This window comes from Bacillus sp. 05T21, from assembly GCF_056396785.1.
Genome location: NZ_JBFTMD010000003.1, coordinates 116,244 through 132,348 on the forward strand (window position 1 = coordinate 116,244; position 16,105 = coordinate 132,348).

Below are 16,105 nucleotides of genomic sequence, written 5' to 3' on the forward strand. Positions count from 1 at the left end.
TAGAAAGAGGCTTTTTTACGTGAAAATAAAAGGAGGAAGAAAAATGGGAGCGACAGGAGTAACGTCACAAAGAAAAACAATTGAAGAGAGTATAGAAAGAAATAAGGAAAAGTACATAGAAACAAGTCATAATATTCATGCGAATCCGGAGATTGGTAACCAAGAATTTTACGCATCAAGAACGTTAAGTTTGTTGTTAGGAAGCGCAGGATTTCAGTTGCAGCACAATATAGCTGGGCATGAAACAGGATTTATCGCACGAAAAAGTTCAGGGAAACAAGGACCAGTCATCGCATTTTTAGCTGAGTATGACGCTTTACCAGGACTCGGTCATGCATGTGGTCACAATTTAATTGGCACAATTAGCGTTGCAGCAGCGATCGCATTATCAGAAACGCTTGAAGAAATTGGCGGAGAAGTTGTCGTGTTCGGAACACCAGCAGAAGAAGGCGGACCAAATGGTAGCGCAAAATCGAGTTATGTGAAAGCTGGCTTATTTAAAAACATTGATGCGGCGCTTATGATTCATCCGAGCGGAAAAACAGCTCCAACGAGTCCATCACTAGCGGTCGATCCACTTGATTTTCATTTTTACGGAAAAACAGCTCACGCAGCAGCCTCACCAGAAGAAGGAATTAACGCATTAGATGCGATTATCCAGCTGTATAACAGTATTAATGCACTTCGCCAACAACTTCCGTCAGATGTGAAAATTCACGGAGTTATTACTGAAGGCGGGAAAGCACCTAACATTATTCCTGACTACGCTGCGGCACGCTTCTTCATCCGCGCAGCAACGCGAAAAAGATGTGCGGAAGTAACAGAAAAAGTAAGAAACATCGCACAAGGGGCAGCGTTAGCAACAGGTACAAAAGTAAAAATTCATCAATTCCAAAATGAAATCGATGAACTACTCGTAACAAAAACATTTAATGACGTCGTAGCCGAAGAGTTAGAACTACTAGGTGAAGATGTAAACCGTAAAGAAAGAGTAGGAATTGGCTCAACAGATGCAGGAAACGTAAGCCAAGTCGTACCGACAATTCATCCGTACATTAAAATCGGTCCAGACGATTTAATTGCGCATACGAATGAATTTAGAGAAGCAGCTCGTTCAGAACTCGGGGACAAAGCATTAATTACATCGGCAAAAGCACTAGCGAATACAGCGTATCGATTAATTACAGAAGAAGGTTTGTTAGAGAAGGTGAAGGAGGAGTTTAGGGAGGTACAGAGGAATCAAGGATAGGGAATAAGGAGAATTATACTCGGGATTTTTTAGTAGGAAATTGAATGAAAAAAGAACCAGCCTATGGCTGGTTTTATTATATTATAAAAGAATTTTTTTACATACATTTCATATTTCTACCTTAGTACCCTCTTATCAGAACGACAATTTCTCTTCAAATTCACTCTTTAAAACAATTAAAGGAGACGATAATCCAAATTGCATTAAAGAGTCTAAAAATGCAGCGAGAGAATCCATCGAATCGCTCATGACCTTCATCATATAATTAAATTCCCCGCTAATTCGATATAAATCTGTTACTTCAGGAGCGGCATTACAATATTGGATAAAATCAGAGCATTGACTCGTTTTGAACATAATGAATGCTTGGATGTTTTTATTAATTTTGGAAGGCTCAAATTTCGTTCGGTAAGCAGCTATAACCCCTTGATCTTCAAGCTTGTTAATTCGTTCTTTTACAGCAGGCTGCGTCATGGATATAATTCGTCCTATTTCTGAAACGGAAATTCTCGCATTTTCATACAACAAGTTCATAATTTTATGATCAATTTCATCCAATTTTACTGCGTTTTGCATTGTGTAGCCTCCTTGTTTTATTTTCTAAAGTAAATCACAAATTATAACTATAATATCATAAGTTAACGAACTAAATTACCTATAAATCTATATTTAAAATTAGTAGTATTTGAATGAAAATATAAGTATAGGTTTTATCAAACGGAAATTTAGGAAGGATGGAAAAAATGAAGAATCTTGATGGAAAAGTAGCGTTAGTAACAGGAGCGAGTCGCGGCATCGGCCGTGCCATTGCAATAAGATTGGCGAAAGATGGGGCATTAGTTGCGATTCACTACGGTCGAAATAAAGCAGCTGCAGATGAAACGATTAATAAGATTGAATCTAATGGAGGAAAAGCGTTCTTAATTGAAGCTGAGCTCAATTCAATGGAGCGGATCAAAAAGCTAGTAGAACAATTAAAGAATGAATTAAAAACAAGGATTGGTACATCAGAGATTGATATTTTAGTAAACAATGCAGGCATAGGTACACAAGGAACGATTGAAAATACGACAGAAAAAGTTTTTGATGAAATTATGGCCGTAAATATTAAGGCACCATTCTTCTTAATTCAGCAAACATTACCATTACTACGAGTAGAAGGGCGCATTATTAACATTTCATCAGCCGAAGTACGACTCGGTTTTACAGGATCCATTGCATACGCTTTAAGTAAAGGTGCATTAAATACGATGACACTTCCCCTAGCTAAACATCTTGGAGAAAGAGGGATAACAGTGAATACAATTATGCCCGGATATACGAAGACAGATATTAATGCGAACTTGTTAGATAATCCAGAAATACGAAGTTTTGCTACGAATTCATCTGTGTTTGGACGAATAGGGCAAGTTGAAGATATTGCAGATGCAGTAGCGTTCCTTGCTTCTTCGGATAGTCGCTGGGTAACAGGGCAGATTTTAGATGTTTCTGGTGGGTTTTGTTTATAGGCGGAATCACTCTATAATTATTAACTTGAGATTATTTAAAAGCTATAGAGACTCCACCTTTCGAAAATATTTTAACTATTGAGTTGTAAAAAGAACCGTAGTTTTTCATTTTGGGAAGGCTATGGCCTTTTTTAATGGTGGCATAGATATGATGAGAGGAAGTTGAGTTGTGTTAATCAAAAAAAATTGATTAACGAGTTGCATAAAGAACTAAACTGCGTATATACTATAAATATCAAAAAAAGTTGATGAAAGGAGAGTGAACTACAGTGGCACAAGATTTTCAGCTCTATGAGAAGAAATTTAAAGCGTTGGCTGATCAGAAACGTTTAGAGATTATGTATGAACTTTGTCAGCGCGGCCAGACTTGTGTATGTGATTTAACAGAGATTTTTGAAATGACGCAATCTAAGTTGTCGTATCATTTAAAAATCTTATTAGATGCAGGTTTAATTGTAAAAGAAACAAAGGGTACGTGGAGTTATTATGATTTAAATGATGCGGAAGTAAATAATTTATTATCAGAAGAATTATGTTGTATCTTTAGAAAAACAGGCAAAGGTAGCTGCTGTTAAAATTTTGTACTATTAATCAAAAAAAATTGATTAATAACATGTAAAGAGGAGGAATAAGCTATGAGATATGTTCACGTTGGTATAAATGTTACGAATTTAGAGAAGTCTATTGAATTTTACGAAAAGGTATTTGGTGTGTCACCAGTTAAGGTGAAAATGGATTATGCAAAATTTTTATTAGAGAATCCAGGGCTTAATTTTACGCTAAACGTACGAGATGAAGTGAAGGGAAATCAGGTAAATCATTTTGGTTTCCAAGTGGATACAGCTGAAGAAATTACATTTCATAAAGAAAGATTAGAAAAAGAAGGGTTCTTTGCACGTGATGAGATGGATACGACTTGTTGCTATGCGGTTCAAGATAAGTTTTGGGTAACGGATCCTGATGGAAACGAGTGGGAATTCTTTTATACAAAAGCACATAGCGATGTTCATAAAGTTGAAGATCCATCTTGTTGCACGACTTCTAACGTAGTAGAAAAAAATTCTTGTTGTTAATAGGAGATGGAAACTAAAATGAAACGTTTATCTTTTCTAGATCGATATTTAACACTATGGATTTTTCTAGCTATGGCTGTTGGGATTGGTTTAGGGTTTGTGTTTCCTAGTGTAGTAGACGGACTGAATACATTACAAGTTGGAACGACGTCCATCCCGCTCGCCGTTGGTTTAATTGTCATGATGTATCCACCGTTGGCGAAAGTTCGCTACGAGGAAATGGGCTGAGTATTTAAAGATGTAAAAGTATTGGTTTTATCTTTAGTACAAAACTGGATTATTGGACCTGTACTTATGTTTGTTTTAGCAATTATTTTTCTTCCAGATAAGCCAGAATACATGGTCGGGCTCATTATGATCGGTTTAGCACGTTGTATTGCAATGGTAATTGTTTGGAACGACCTTGCTGATGGGGATAAAGAGTATGCGGCAGGTTTAGTAGCTTTTAACTCGGTATTCCAGATGTTATTCTTCTCCGTTTATGCATACGTGTTTGTAACAGTAATTCCAGGATGGTTAGGAATTGAAGGGGCTACTGTCGATATTACAATGGTAGAAGTAGCGAAATCAGTATTTATCTATTTGGGAATTCCTTTTATAGCAGGTATGATGACACGTTTTGTACTAGTTAAGTTAAAAGGGAGACATTGGTATGAAAAGGTATTTATACCAAAGATTAGTCCACTGACATTACTTGCATTACTATTTACAATCATCGTTATGTTCTCTTTAAAAGGGGAAATGATTGTTAGCGTACCACTAGATGTAGTACGCATAGCGATACCTTTATTGATTTATTTTATTGTGATGTTTTTTGTTTCTTTCTTTATGGGAAGAAAAATTGGTGCAAACTACCCGGTGACTACAACGTTAGCATTTACAGCAGGTAGTAATAACTTTGAGTTAGCGATTGCTGTGGCTGTCGGTGTGTTTGGTATTCATTCAGGCGCAGCATTTGCAGCTGTTATCGGACCGTTAGTTGAAGTACCTGTAATGATTGCACTTGTAAACGTCGCTTTTTGGTTTAAGCGTAAATATTTTAATGATCAACCAGTATAATTTAAAACAAAGGCGGAAAACAACATGGAAAACAAAAAGACAATCTATTTCTTATGCACAGGAAATTCATGCCGAAGCCAAATGGCAGAAGCATGGGGCAAACAATATTTAGGAGATAAGTGGAATGTATATTCTGCAGGAATCGAAGCACACGGAGTAAATCCAAATGCTTTTAAAGCGATGAAAGAAGTAAATATCGACATAACGAATCAAACATCAGATATGATTGATGCAAACATTTTAAATAGTGCTGATTTAGTTGTTACCCTTTGTAGTCATGCGGATTCTGTTTGTCCTTCGACACCTCCGCATGTGAATCGTGTTCACTGGGGATTTGATGATCCAGCAGGAAAAGAATGGTCTGAATTTCAACGTGTTCGCGATGAAATTGGGGAACGTATAAAACGATTTTCTGAAACAGGGGAGTAAATAAAGGAAAGAGCCAATTTTCTATTGTATAKGGGATTGGCTCTTTTTCTATACATAGTCACTACTGCATTGGTTTACAACAACTATCTCAACGAATGCAGAATATTATGTAAGAATGATATAGTTAGAATGGTAGTCTGTCTCTATTAAATTTATATATAGAAAAAAACACTATTGGTAATTAACAATGAATAAAATTTTGGTTTTTAGAGTAATCGAGATAGTAATCATAAAAAATAGCGTGTAATAAAAATTTTTTCACATGAAAGGAAAAAAGGATGAAACACATAATAAAAGATGTATTAATAAATTATTTTAAAGAAATTCATTCACTAGCAGTGGAAGAAGGGTTACATAAAAATAGCTGGAATACAGATTTACACTATAAAATTATGGTGAATGGAAAGCGATATTCCGCACGGTTTATCAATAGCAAGCGAACAATCAATCCAGCTTTTGGGGCGTTATCAAACGAACAATTGATAGAGCAAGTACGTTTTACGTATTATTTACGCGAGCATGGAATCCTTTTTATGCAAATTAATAAAAATAGGTCAGGGGAGTCATTTACATTAGTCGCTTGGAATGATGAACAATACCGATTTATATTGTCTAATTGGATTGAAGGAGAACATATTACACTTTGTACAGAAGCTATCGCAGAAGCATTTGGAAAGGAAGCAAGAAAGGTTCATGATATTTCTAGTGCATTTCAAAGCGCGATTTTTCAGAAGAAATCTCATTTGGATGGGTATGTTGAGTTTATTAATATGTTAGAAAGCAAGACAAGCGCATGTAAGGAATTGCGGGAGTATATAGATCTTGCTAAATATCATATAGACTGCGCATATACGAGTGAATTAGAGTTTATTGTACAAACAGACTTAAATCCTTTGAATGTTTTATGGGGCTCAAGTCAACAGGTAAAAGGAATTGTAGATTTTGAATCTATTAGTTATGTTGACCGTATTGAAGGGTTAGCCTTTTTAATAAAATGGTACTCTCGAACGAAAGGAATACAGTCGCATAAAGTATGTTCCAGTGTTGCTAGGGCATTTTTAGAAGGGTATAAGGCTCATAATATTGTAACCTTAAATGATTACAAAAGACTTTCTTCATTATTATGGTTATCCGGTAGTTTGAATTGGAATTTTGTGAAGAAAACGTTAAGTGTGTTAGACGATGAGAGAGGATTAGAGGAACATTTGAAAGTTTATAGAGTAAGAGGAGAAAGGTTATCTTCATTGTTAATTTGTAGATAACATTTCTTCTCTTTTGGGATTTATAAAACAAAGCATATGAGGTGTTCTAAAAATGAAAATACAAATTGTAGTGTTTGACGGTTTTGGAGAGCTTGTCTCCTTTGCACCTTTTGAGGTATTGAAAAGAGCGATAGAAGAAGGGGCTCCGTTTATGGTTGAATTAGTTTCTAGTGAACCAAAGCAAGAGGTTACTACTTCGTTTGGAGTTACGGTTAAACTACATGATTTTTTACGAATGGATAATCGTCCAGATTTGTTAATTGTACCCGGCGGTGGCTGGAATCATAAAGCTGAGCACGGGGCACGAAAGGAAGCTGAACTTGGTACTTTAACTAAAATAATTAGAGAGATGCACAATGAAGGAACGATTGTTGCTGGAGTTTGTACAGGAGGTATGTTACTAGCTGCATCCGGTATATTGAATGGTAAAAAGGCCACAATGCATCATTTGGCGCAGAGTGAAATTAGTGAATATGGAGCAGAACTTCTTCCTTACAGAATTGTGGATCAAGGGAATGTTATTACCGCAAGAGGAGTTACTTCAGGAGTTGACTTAGGTCTCTGGATTACGGAAAGGTTCGCAAGTCCCAAAATTGCAGCTGCTGTTGAATATAGAATGGAATACGAGCGGCGAGGGGTTGTTTGGAAGTGATTTGAACGTAATCATAGTTTTTTGCTGTAGAGCGTATTGGATATTCTCAAAGAGAAAGAGCCAACTCATACGAGTAGGCTCTTTCGTTTATATACTATAGTGCTAATTTTTTACAGTAATATCCTTTTTAGAAAATCATAGAATGGATCATGTATTTTGTTTCATAGTGATAATGATTTTTATTATATATTCATAAATTAGTAAAAAGTAGTTTACAAATTTGTATTAGGCTTATATAATTTGACTCATATAAAAAAGTTTCCTCAGGGAAACTTAGGTATGAATGTAAATTCATATTATATTTTTTTGTCCGAAAGTTGCCTTTGTGCAAAATAATTATATTAACGAAAAAAAGAAGGGGGAATACACAAAAAATGAGTGAGGCTATAATCGTCAAAGATTTGTTTGTATCCTATCAAGGGAATCAAGTAGTTCAAAACGTTTCTTTTGAAATTGAAAAAGGAAAACTCGTTGGAATTATCGGTCCAAACGGTGCGGGGAAATCTACTTTAATGAAAGCTGTTTTAGATTTAATCCCAAGTGATAAGGGATATGTTCGGATTCTTGGAGAGGATATTCGAAGCGCTAGAAAACATGGTGCATATGTACCGCAAAGAAGTGATATAGATTGGGATTTCCCGATCACAGTAATAGATGTCGTACTAATTGGAACGTATCCATCTTTAGGGATGATGAAAAGGCCGAAGAAAGAGCATCGGGATTGGGCGTTTGAATGTTTAAAAAGGGTCGGAATGGAAGAGTTTAAAAATCGTCAAATTGGTGAGCTTTCAGGCGGACAACAACAACGTGTCTTTTTGGCGAGAGCGTTAGCACAAAAGGCAGAGATATTTTTCTTAGATGAACCATTTGTTGGAATTGATGTAACAAGTGAAGAGACAATTATCAAAATTCTTAGAGAGCTACGTATAGAAGGGAAAACGATTGTTGTTGTACATCACGATTTAAGTAAAGCAGAGTCCTATTTTGATAAATTACTATTACTGAATAAAAGCTTAATTCATTACGGGGAAGTACGACAAGTATTAGAACCAACCGTTATGTCAAAAGCATATGTGAATCAAGGAATATTGTTTAATAATGCAGCGGAGGTACATTCATCATGAAGATTGTAGAATTTATAGATGCATTAACGCAGTACAGTTTTCTGCAGAAGGCGCTTTTAACTTCCGTTATGGTAGGAGTGATTTGTGGGGTAATAGGATGTTTTATTATTTTACGAGGTATGGCATTAATGGGTGATGCGATCTCACATGCCGTTCTTCCTGGAGTAGCACTTTCTTATATGATCGGTATGAACTATTTCATAGGGGCGGTTTTAACAGGTGTTATTACTGCAGTTGGAATTGGATTTGTAAGTCAAAATAGTAGAATTAAACATGATATGGCGATAGGGATTATGTTCACATCTGTTTTTGCTATAGGGATTATTTTAATTACCTTTATGAAGAGTAGTTCTGATTTGTATCATATTTTATTCGGGAATGTCCTATCAGTTCGTTCTTCTGATATGTGGATGACACTTATTATCGGAGTGGTTATTATCGGGCTTGTGATGCTGTTTTACAAAGAATTACTCGTATCCACTTTTGATCCAACGATGGCGCAAAGTTACGGATTACCGAACAAATGGATTCATTATGGCTTAATGATTCTACTTACAATGGTTACAGTAGCATCACTTCAAACTGTAGGAATTATTCTAGTTGTCGCCATGCTTATTACACCAGCGGCTACAGCGTATTTATTAACAAATCGTTTATGGGTCATGATTTATTTAGCCGCAGGTATTGGTGCACTTTCATCTGTAGTAGGGCTATATTTTAGTTTCTCTTATAATCTTGCTTCAGGTGCAACAATTGTTCTTGTCGCAACATTCTTGTTCGCATTGGCATTCTTTTTTTCACCGTCACAAGGTTTGTTTTGGAGAGCTATCAAAATTAGAAAAAATAGAGCAGAGTTGTCATAATTGATTGGAGGATAAAGATGAAATTCAAAAATGTTTTATTATCGATACTTTGTATTTTCGTATTTGCATTAACAGCGTGTTCGAGTAACACCAATGGAAAAGAAGAGGGCAATGGAAAATTAAAAGTTGTAACTACATACTCCATTATATATGATATGGTGAAGCAAATTGGTGGAGATAAAGTTGAGATTCATAGTCTTGTTCCGATTGGAGCTAACCCGCATGAATATGATCCATTACCAAAAGATGTTATGAAAATGACAGATGCAGATATGGTGTTTTACAATGGATTAAACCTAGAAGAGGGCGGAGCATGGTTTAAAAAACTATTGAAAACTGCAAACAAATCAGAAAAAGATGCACCGGTTTATAAAGTAAGTGAAGGTGTAGAGGCTATTTATTTAGAAACTAAGGGATTAGAAAAAGAACCAGATCCGCATGCTTGGATGAATATTAAAAATGGTATTTTATATGCTGAAAATGTGAAAAAGGCATTAATTAAAGAAGACCCTAAAAATAAAGAGTTCTATACTAAAAATGCCGACAAGTATGTAGCAGAACTTCAAAAGTTACACGATGAGACAGTGAATAGAATTCATCAAATTCCTGAGGGAAAACGTTTCTTAATCTCTAGTGAAGGTGCTTTTAAATATTTTGGAAAAGCGTATGACATTAAGACGGGATACATTTGGGAAATTAACTCAGAAAACCAAGGTACGCCAGATCAAATTAGAGATGTTGTAAGTGTAATTCAAACAAACAAAGTTCCAGCTTTATTTGTAGAAACAAGTGTAGATCGACGTAGCATGGAAACTGTTTCAAAAGAAACAAACGTGCCGATTGGAGGGACAATTTTTACAGACTCACTAGGTAAAACGGGTGAGGATGGAGATACGTATTTGAAAATGATGAAATGGAATATAGATACAATTATTAATGGGTTACAAAAGTAAAACCTATCTGTTTATCAAGGTAGCGTAACTATTGGAAATTTACAACAAAAGAGCTAACTCCTAGGAGCTAGCTCTTTTGTTTATGTATTCATTTTCTATGTTTAATAATTGGGCGGAATATAACCTGATTTTATTCCCTTCGTGACAGCTTCCAAAATCTCGTTAGCCTCTAAAATGAGGGAGGCTCAACATAATGGACATAAACGGTGCTTATGAATGTAAAGTTAAAGTAAGATGTCATGAAAATGAATAAAGACTGCTAATTTTCGTGCACTTTGATTATGTAGAAATAGAGGGGAAGATATGAAAGACAATACTCCTAAGAAAATCTTATTTATTCAATCAGGCATTACTTTTTATTACCCAATGATCGAAGAAGCAATTTACAAAAGGTAAACAGCAATACAATTATGGTGAATCCAGAAAAAACTATAAAAATCGCGTTAAAAGTTAAACCAGATTTTATTTTGGTACTAAGCGGTTTAAGTGCAGAGTTTCATAGTATAATACCATTCTTAAAAAATGCAGGTTTTACTACTGGCCTTTGGCTGACAGATGATCCTTATTATACGGATGTAACACAAAATTTTGTTCCGTATTATGATTACATATTCACGCAAGATTTCAATTGTATCAAGTTTTATAAAGGGATAGGATGTAATAATGTGTTTCATCTTCCGTTAGTAGCAAATCAAGATGTATTTAAACCTTCTCAGAAAGAAGATACATATAAGTATGATCTTAGTTTTATAGGTACAGCGTTTGAAAATAGAATTAACTTTGTTGATTCTATTTCAGAGTATTTAGCAGAAAAAAACACAAAAATTGTAGGGTTCGGTTGGGAGAAATTAAAGAACTATGAAAGATTAAAGGATAAAATACAACTTTTGCCACTTGCAAAGTATGAAGATGCGTTACACTATTACGTATCTACTAAAATTAATATAAATTGCACCGTTCACCATATGATCAGGAATTGAATCAATTGGCAATCACAAGTTATTTTGGTTTTCAAGCGCAAAAGTTTTTCTATGAAATTGATCCGTATCAAGAAGAATCGATATTAAAAATAAATGAGATAATTAAAAAAAATGAAATAGAATTATCCGGACTATACATCTATAAACGTATATTAAGTCCGGATGATTATCTATATTCCTCCAAACGCCTTTCGGAATTTATTTTTCCGTCTAAGTATTAAGTATTTGACCTTATCCTTAGGTTAACCCTTACACTCTCTTTAAAGGGAGGTTATAATACATGAAAAAAATGATTATGCATCGGTAACAGGAGCTTCTAGAGGGATAGGGAAGGCAATTGCAATCCAACTTGCAAATGATGGATTCAATTTATTATTACACTATAATCAAAATATTGAAAAGGCTAATCAAGTCAAAGCAGAAATTGAATCAATTGGCAGACAAGCACATTTAGTTCAAGGTGATTTCAATTCCAGTGAGGGGATTAACGAATTCATCGAAAAAACCAAGGAAATGCTAATCCAAGATAGTAATGTATCGCTGCATACAATTGTTCACAATGCTGGACATGCTACATCAAATGGATTTGGAGAAGTGGACTATGATGAGTTCGATCGTCTATTTAATGCAAATGTTAAAGCACCATATTTTATCACACAATCTCTAATCGGACTTATAGAATCTAATGGTAGGATAATAAATCTATCATCCGGTGTGACACGTATCGAATTTCCGTATATGATGATATATAGTATGACAAAAGGTGCAATTAATACAATGACGTTTACACTAGCAAAGGAATTGGGTGAAAAAGGCATTACGATTAATTCCGTAATGCCTGGGATCATTGATACGGATTCAACTGCTAATTGGCTGCATACAGAAGAAGGTCAAGAAAATGCAAAGAACATGAGTGCTTTAAAAAGAGAGGGTCAACCAGAAGAAATTGCAAATGTTGTTTCATTTCTAACGAGTGAAAAAGCGAGTTTTATTACTGGGCATAATATGGATGTAACTGGCGGAAGTCATTTGTAATTAGGGAAATGTAGCTTTTGAATAAAGATTTGTTGATTAAAAAAAGTTCTTACTTTAACTTAAAACTTAAAAAAAGAGCTATGAAGCTTCTCAACAAACGTCAATTATCTGTCCTAAAATCATCCAAAAAGAGAACGATCTCTATGATCGTTCTCTTTTTTTGTTATGGGAATCACCAACAAAACAAAAAGCTACAAGTACATTAATACATTAGAAATTTTGTGAACACGAATCACAAGGTCCGCCAGTCGGTTGGAATACAACGTTATCCACAAAAGCGTCTGCACCTTCTCCGCCTGTAGAAATATTTTGGAACGAAATACACGCTGTCGTCACATCAGCAGGGATACAAACAACCAAAACATAATGTTGGAAAGTAGATTGATTCTGATTCGTAACAGTTACAATGTGCGGAATGTTTAACGGTCCAAGCATGAGAGGGTCAGGCGGACATCCTTGCCCAAGTTCTGGAAACGATACAGAAGCAACAAGAACTCCTCCGTCCCTTACATCTGCAGAAAAAGAAAGGGTAAAACAACAACCCTCATGAACATCAGCGGATTGACGAATAGTTCCACCTGCTCCAATCAGAGCAGCTAAAAGACTAAGAGAGCCATCTGAAAGAAAACGACCGCTGTGCACATTTGGAAAACCTACTTCTGAAACATTGCCCGTTACAATCCACCCTGGTATTGGAACACCAGGTGTTGCTGGTTCATCAAAACCAGGGTTGTCAAGAACATTCGTACAAGGGCAACACGCTGTTGCAGCAGGTCCTGTTGCCCCTGTGTTACCTGTAGGTCCTGTTGCCCCTGTGTTACCTGTAGGTCCTGTTGCCCCTGTGTTACCTGTAGGTCCTGTTGCTCCGGTGTTACCTGTAGGTCCTGTTGCCCCTGTGTTACCTGTAGGTCCTGTTGCTCCTGTAGCACCCGTAGGTCCTGTTGGTCCAACTTGAGGAGGAGGTATAGGAGGAAAAAAACACTCACAAGGAATCTCAAATCTCTTTCTAAATTTACTCATATATAACCCACCTTTATTTTTCACCCACTTACACTCTATAGCTTATGAATTAGTAAACTCATAAGTATAAGAAAAAAACCTAAGAAATTATAAAAAATAAGTCCTGTCCTTATGTCACAATTATAAACCCATTCCATAATGTATAAAGAATATGTATTCACTCCAAGTGGCTTTCAATATATCAAAGGGGGCTTGTCCCCCATAATATTAATATTTGAGTTAGATATAACCGTCTAAACTAATTTAAGTAAAATCGTTACTGAGCAAAATACTGATGTTATTGCCGTTCCTGTTGCTCCTGTTGCTCCTGTAGGCAAAGTAAACGGCGGAATAGGTGGTAATGTAGGACTTATTAAGCTTGGGTCTAATTGCTGCACTGTGTAAATCTTTTTCTTCTGACATACGTCACCACACTGCATTTATCATATCTAATAAATGCAGTGTGGTGAAAAAGTGACATTAATAAGAGCTGCGGCTCTCTTTTTTTATTCTCTTTCGACAAAATATAGATTTGGATGGGAGTCCAATACATATTATTAAAATTAAGATGGTTCAAGTCGGATGAAGGCACCTTAGGGTGTCTTTTTTTATGGGATAGCACCAACAAAACACGAATTCCGTACACTAAACAAATTCCGACATAAAATAAGCCGTTAAAAAGAATATTGTTCGACTAAATGGCATTGTAGAAGAATTAAATAGTAATTGTATAAAGATTTGAATATTATACATTGAAAATAACAACTAACTTTCCGGAGGTGAACCCATATGAATAAATATAATGTTTTTTCATTTGCTACTTTAGTAATCTTCATTGTTTTGTTTTATACGATTTGGAGTGGTGTGTCGTTAGGAACATTAGGTAAACCACTTATTATTTCAATGTTTCTGTTTCCATTATTAGGAACTTTATTGGGACTAAAAGCAGAAAAAGGTTTAATAAAATGGCTATTAATAATACTTAACATTATTGCAATTTGTATAATCGGGTATATTTTATTACTTGCTTACAGTATTGCTGAAAGCTAATTAAAATAAAAGTAAATAAGTCGTGATTATCAAGTCGGAGGAAGGCACCTTGGGGTGTCTTTTTTATTATTTCATTTTGTAAATTAATAAAAAAAAGACTAGCAACACATACTAGTCTTCTAAATGGGGTACCACCCCATATTAGAAAAAACGATATTTTGATGCAAAGTTATGGTGCAAGCAAGAGCATTAAAGTTCTATCGCTAATTCTTTTTTTGATATAATAGATGTGAAGCAGGAAATAGATAGAAAGATACTGCTAGTAATTTATACTTAAAATGTAGGGAGATTGAACAACGTTATGGGGAATGAAAAAGAAATAAGTTCCGCTAAATTAATATGGAAGATGACGCGTCCACATACATTAACGGCGACGTTTTCTCCTGTAATTTTAGGGACAGTGGCATCACTTTATGTTGCCGAAATTCATTGGCTTTTATTTATTGCGATGATGAGTGCATGTTTAGCATTGCAAATAGCAACGAATTTATTTAACGAGTACTATGATTTCAAACGTGGATTAGATACCGCTGATTCCGTTGGCATCGGTGGTGGAATTGTCCGTCATGGATTGAAACCAAAAAATGTTTTAACAGTTGCGCTTTTATTGTATGTGGTAGCAGCATTTATTGGCATTTATATTTGTATGAATAGCAGCTGGTGGTTAGTCGTCATTGGTTTAATTGGGATGGCGGTTGGCTATTTATATACAGGTGGTCCATTACCAATTGCGTACACTCCATTTGGAGAATTAGTTTCTGGACTGTTAATGGGGACATGTTTTGTACTCATTGCTTTCTTTATTCAAACGAATACTATAACGATTGAAAGTATATTGATTTCCATTCCAATTGGGATTTTAGTAGGTGCAATCAACATGTCGAATAACATCCGAGATATCGAAGAAGATATTAAAGGTGGAAGAAAGACGTTGGTAATCCTCCTTGGGAGGGAGAAAGCAGTAGTAACACTAGCTGTAGCCTTTTTCATTGCTTATTTATGGATTGCCGTAATTGTATTGATGGGTTATATAAGCCCTTGGGCATTAGTTATGTTCCTAGGTTTGAAAAAGCCAATCTCTGCAATTCAAAGTTTCCAAAAAGGAGCAAAGGATCCCGGGTATATGCGCATCGCAATGAAATCAACAGCGATGACAAATACGATTTTTGGCTTCTTATTATCAGCAGGATTATTAATCAGTTACTGGTTTTAAATAAAAAATATTGTTAAATAACTAAACCCCAATTTCTCGATTTTAATATAGAGAAATTTGGGTTTTTATTTTTGTATTTCTTTAATAATGATCAAACTCTTTTATAAATCTACATTATGTAATAGATTAGTTGAGATAAAGATCAGGATAGTTAGAGGAATGATTTTTATATTTGTCTAAGTTATAGAGATTTTCAATAAAAAAATAGCAAAATACAATATTTTTTTATTGAAAAACGATAAATGCTATGTTAATCTTAAAAAAAAGATAGACAAGGATGAAGAAGAATGAAAAAAATATTTTTAGTTGGACTTTCTGCCATAACTTTAATTATTATTGGTTTTGTCTCTTACATTACATTAACAATGAAAGATCCATTAAGTGACAAAGAATTTCCAAAAACTCAAGAAAAAGCAAAGGCAACTGCTATTGAATATTTTCAAAAAGAAAAACAGTTAGATGTTGTTATAACTAAAGTTGGAGTAGTGGGAGAAATAGGATATAAAGTTTGGATCGAAGGACATGAGCTGAATAATGAACAACAAAAAATTGATGCAATTATAGATGTTGCAAAAGAAGATAAATATAAAGTAATAAGTTCTAATATCGATTAAATATCGATTATTACGTATAGTTGATATTACTTTATAAATCTA

17 protein-coding genes and 2 pseudogenes are annotated in these 16,105 nt (G+C 35.0%); 16 read left to right on the forward strand and 3 right to left on the reverse strand.

The window, feature by feature from the left end:
- Positions 1-43: 43 nt before the first annotated feature.
- The gene (locus AC1DKZ_RS09170; protein WP_476996054.1) at positions 44-1,249 is read left to right on the forward strand and encodes a M20 family metallopeptidase; all 1,206 of its coding nucleotides are present in this window, start codon (positions 44-46) and stop codon (positions 1,247-1,249) included.
- Between the two features lie 135 nt (positions 1,250-1,384).
- On the opposite strand, the gene AC1DKZ_RS09175 is transcribed toward AC1DKZ_RS09170, so the two are convergent.
- Entirely contained in the window at positions 1,385-1,825 is a 441-nt protein-coding gene (locus tag AC1DKZ_RS09175) for an Lrp/AsnC family transcriptional regulator (RefSeq protein WP_001178569.1), read from the reverse strand.
- A 167-nt stretch (positions 1,826-1,992) separates the two neighbouring features.
- Here AC1DKZ_RS09175 and AC1DKZ_RS09180 point away from each other — a divergent pair, with 167 nt between their 5' ends.
- The 12 genes and pseudogenes from AC1DKZ_RS09180 (at position 1,993) to AC1DKZ_RS09235 (ending at position 12,187) form a co-directional block, all read left to right on the forward strand.
- Positions 1,993-2,757, forward strand: coding sequence for an SDR family oxidoreductase (locus AC1DKZ_RS09180; protein WP_476996055.1), 765 nt, complete (start codon positions 1,993-1,995; stop codon positions 2,755-2,757).
- Positions 2,758-3,026: 269 nt separating this feature from the next.
- Positions 3,027-3,332: an arsenical resistance operon transcriptional regulator ArsR gene (gene arsR / locus AC1DKZ_RS09185; protein WP_000046014.1), complete on the forward strand. Its 306-nt coding sequence runs from the start codon at positions 3,027-3,029 to the stop codon at positions 3,330-3,332.
- Between the two features lie 60 nt (positions 3,333-3,392).
- On the forward strand, positions 3,393-3,830 hold the full coding sequence (locus AC1DKZ_RS09190; RefSeq protein WP_219303033.1) for an ArsI/CadI family heavy metal resistance metalloenzyme: 438 nt from the start codon (positions 3,393-3,395) through the stop codon (positions 3,828-3,830).
- Positions 3,831-3,848: 18 nt separating this feature from the next.
- Positions 3,849-4,889, forward strand: a pseudogene (arsB, locus tag AC1DKZ_RS09195) (ACR3 family arsenite efflux transporter).
- A gap of 24 nt (positions 4,890-4,913) precedes the next feature.
- A complete protein-coding gene (gene arsC, locus AC1DKZ_RS09200) occupies positions 4,914-5,318 on the forward strand; it encodes an arsenate reductase (thioredoxin) (RefSeq protein WP_476996056.1) in 405 nt (134 codons plus the stop codon).
- A gap of 278 nt (positions 5,319-5,596) precedes the next feature.
- Positions 5,597-6,580: a phosphotransferase gene (locus AC1DKZ_RS09205; RefSeq protein ID WP_476996057.1), complete on the forward strand. Its 984-nt coding sequence runs from the start codon at positions 5,597-5,599 to the stop codon at positions 6,578-6,580.
- Positions 6,581-6,632: 52 nt separating this feature from the next.
- The gene (locus AC1DKZ_RS09210) at positions 6,633-7,232 is read left to right on the forward strand and encodes a DJ-1/PfpI family protein (protein WP_476996058.1); all 600 of its coding nucleotides are present in this window, start codon (positions 6,633-6,635) and stop codon (positions 7,230-7,232) included.
- A 374-nt stretch (positions 7,233-7,606) separates the two neighbouring features.
- Entirely contained in the window at positions 7,607-8,356 is a 750-nt protein-coding gene (locus tag AC1DKZ_RS09215; RefSeq protein ID WP_476996059.1) for a metal ABC transporter ATP-binding protein, read from the forward strand.
- Positions 8,353-9,219, forward strand: coding sequence for a metal ABC transporter permease (locus tag AC1DKZ_RS09220; RefSeq protein WP_002165479.1), 867 nt, complete (start codon positions 8,353-8,355; stop codon positions 9,217-9,219). The genes AC1DKZ_RS09215 and AC1DKZ_RS09220 overlap by 4 nt, the downstream gene beginning before the upstream one ends.
- A gap of 17 nt (positions 9,220-9,236) precedes the next feature.
- Positions 9,237-10,172, forward strand: a complete 936-nt coding sequence (mntA, locus tag AC1DKZ_RS09225; RefSeq protein ID WP_431182642.1) for a manganese ABC transporter substrate-binding protein/adhesin MntA — start codon at positions 9,237-9,239, stop codon at positions 10,170-10,172.
- Positions 10,173-10,475: 303 nt separating this feature from the next.
- Positions 10,476-11,373 (forward strand): annotated as a pseudogene (locus AC1DKZ_RS09230) (CgeB family protein).
- A 55-nt stretch (positions 11,374-11,428) separates the two neighbouring features.
- Positions 11,429-12,187 carry an SDR family NAD(P)-dependent oxidoreductase gene (locus AC1DKZ_RS09235; protein WP_476996167.1) on the forward strand — a complete coding sequence of 253 codons (759 nt, stop codon included), beginning with the start codon at positions 11,429-11,431 and terminating at the stop codon, positions 12,185-12,187.
- A gap of 210 nt (positions 12,188-12,397) precedes the next feature.
- Here AC1DKZ_RS09235 and AC1DKZ_RS09240 read toward each other — a convergent pair whose 3' ends face one another.
- Positions 12,398-13,207, reverse strand: a complete 810-nt coding sequence (locus AC1DKZ_RS09240; protein ID WP_476996060.1) for a collagen-like protein — start codon at positions 13,205-13,207, stop codon at positions 12,398-12,400.
- Positions 13,208-13,440: 233 nt separating this feature from the next.
- Positions 13,441-13,626 (reverse strand): exosporium leader peptide-containing protein, encoded by a 186-nt coding sequence (locus AC1DKZ_RS09245; protein ID WP_476996061.1) that lies wholly within the window; start codon positions 13,624-13,626, stop codon positions 13,441-13,443.
- Positions 13,627-13,975: 349 nt separating this feature from the next.
- On the opposite strand from AC1DKZ_RS09245, the gene AC1DKZ_RS09250 reads away from it, so the two are divergent.
- The 3 genes from AC1DKZ_RS09250 (at position 13,976) to AC1DKZ_RS09260 (ending at position 16,063) form a co-directional block, all read left to right on the forward strand.
- Entirely contained in the window at positions 13,976-14,236 is a 261-nt protein-coding gene (locus AC1DKZ_RS09250) for a hypothetical protein (RefSeq protein WP_476996062.1), read from the forward strand.
- A gap of 301 nt (positions 14,237-14,537) precedes the next feature.
- Positions 14,538-15,449 (forward strand): 1,4-dihydroxy-2-naphthoate polyprenyltransferase, encoded by a 912-nt coding sequence (gene menA, locus AC1DKZ_RS09255; protein ID WP_476996063.1) that lies wholly within the window; start codon positions 14,538-14,540, stop codon positions 15,447-15,449.
- Positions 15,450-15,736: 287 nt separating this feature from the next.
- Entirely contained in the window at positions 15,737-16,063 is a 327-nt protein-coding gene (locus AC1DKZ_RS09260; protein ID WP_476996064.1) for a hypothetical protein, read from the forward strand.
- The last annotated feature ends 42 nt before the right edge of the window (positions 16,064-16,105 follow it).

Coding starts and splice junctions, on each gene's coding strand:
- arsC (WP_476996056.1), top strand. CDS start 4,914: ATGGAAAACAAAAAGACAATCTATTTCTTATGCACAGGAAATTCATGC.
- AC1DKZ_RS09180 (WP_476996055.1), top strand. CDS start 1,993: ATGAAGAATCTTGATGGAAAAGTAGCGTTAGTAACAGGAGCGAGTCGC.
- AC1DKZ_RS09215 (WP_476996059.1), top strand. CDS start 7,607: ATGAGTGAGGCTATAATCGTCAAAGATTTGTTTGTATCCTATCAAGGG.
- menA (WP_476996063.1), top strand. CDS start 14,538: ATGGGGAATGAAAAAGAAATAAGTTCCGCTAAATTAATATGGAAGATG.
- AC1DKZ_RS09220 (WP_002165479.1), top strand. CDS start 8,353: ATGAAGATTGTAGAATTTATAGATGCATTAACGCAGTACAGTTTTCTG.
- AC1DKZ_RS09240 (WP_476996060.1), bottom strand. CDS start 13,207: ATGAGTAAATTTAGAAAGAGATTTGAGATTCCTTGTGAGTGTTTTTTT.
- AC1DKZ_RS09250 (WP_476996062.1), top strand. CDS start 13,976: ATGAATAAATATAATGTTTTTTCATTTGCTACTTTAGTAATCTTCATT.
- AC1DKZ_RS09190 (WP_219303033.1), top strand. CDS start 3,393: ATGAGATATGTTCACGTTGGTATAAATGTTACGAATTTAGAGAAGTCT.
- AC1DKZ_RS09175 (WP_001178569.1), bottom strand. CDS start 1,825: ATGCAAAACGCAGTAAAATTGGATGAAATTGATCATAAAATTATGAAC.
- mntA (WP_431182642.1), top strand. CDS start 9,237: ATGAAATTCAAAAATGTTTTATTATCGATACTTTGTATTTTCGTATTT.
- AC1DKZ_RS09245 (WP_476996061.1), bottom strand. CDS start 13,626: ATGCAGTGTGGTGACGTATGTCAGAAGAAAAAGATTTACACAGTGCAG.
- AC1DKZ_RS09210 (WP_476996058.1), top strand. CDS start 6,633: ATGAAAATACAAATTGTAGTGTTTGACGGTTTTGGAGAGCTTGTCTCC.
- AC1DKZ_RS09205 (WP_476996057.1), top strand. CDS start 5,597: ATGAAACACATAATAAAAGATGTATTAATAAATTATTTTAAAGAAATT.
- AC1DKZ_RS09260 (WP_476996064.1), top strand. CDS start 15,737: ATGAAAAAAATATTTTTAGTTGGACTTTCTGCCATAACTTTAATTATT.
- AC1DKZ_RS09170 (WP_476996054.1), top strand. CDS start 44: ATGGGAGCGACAGGAGTAACGTCACAAAGAAAAACAATTGAAGAGAGT.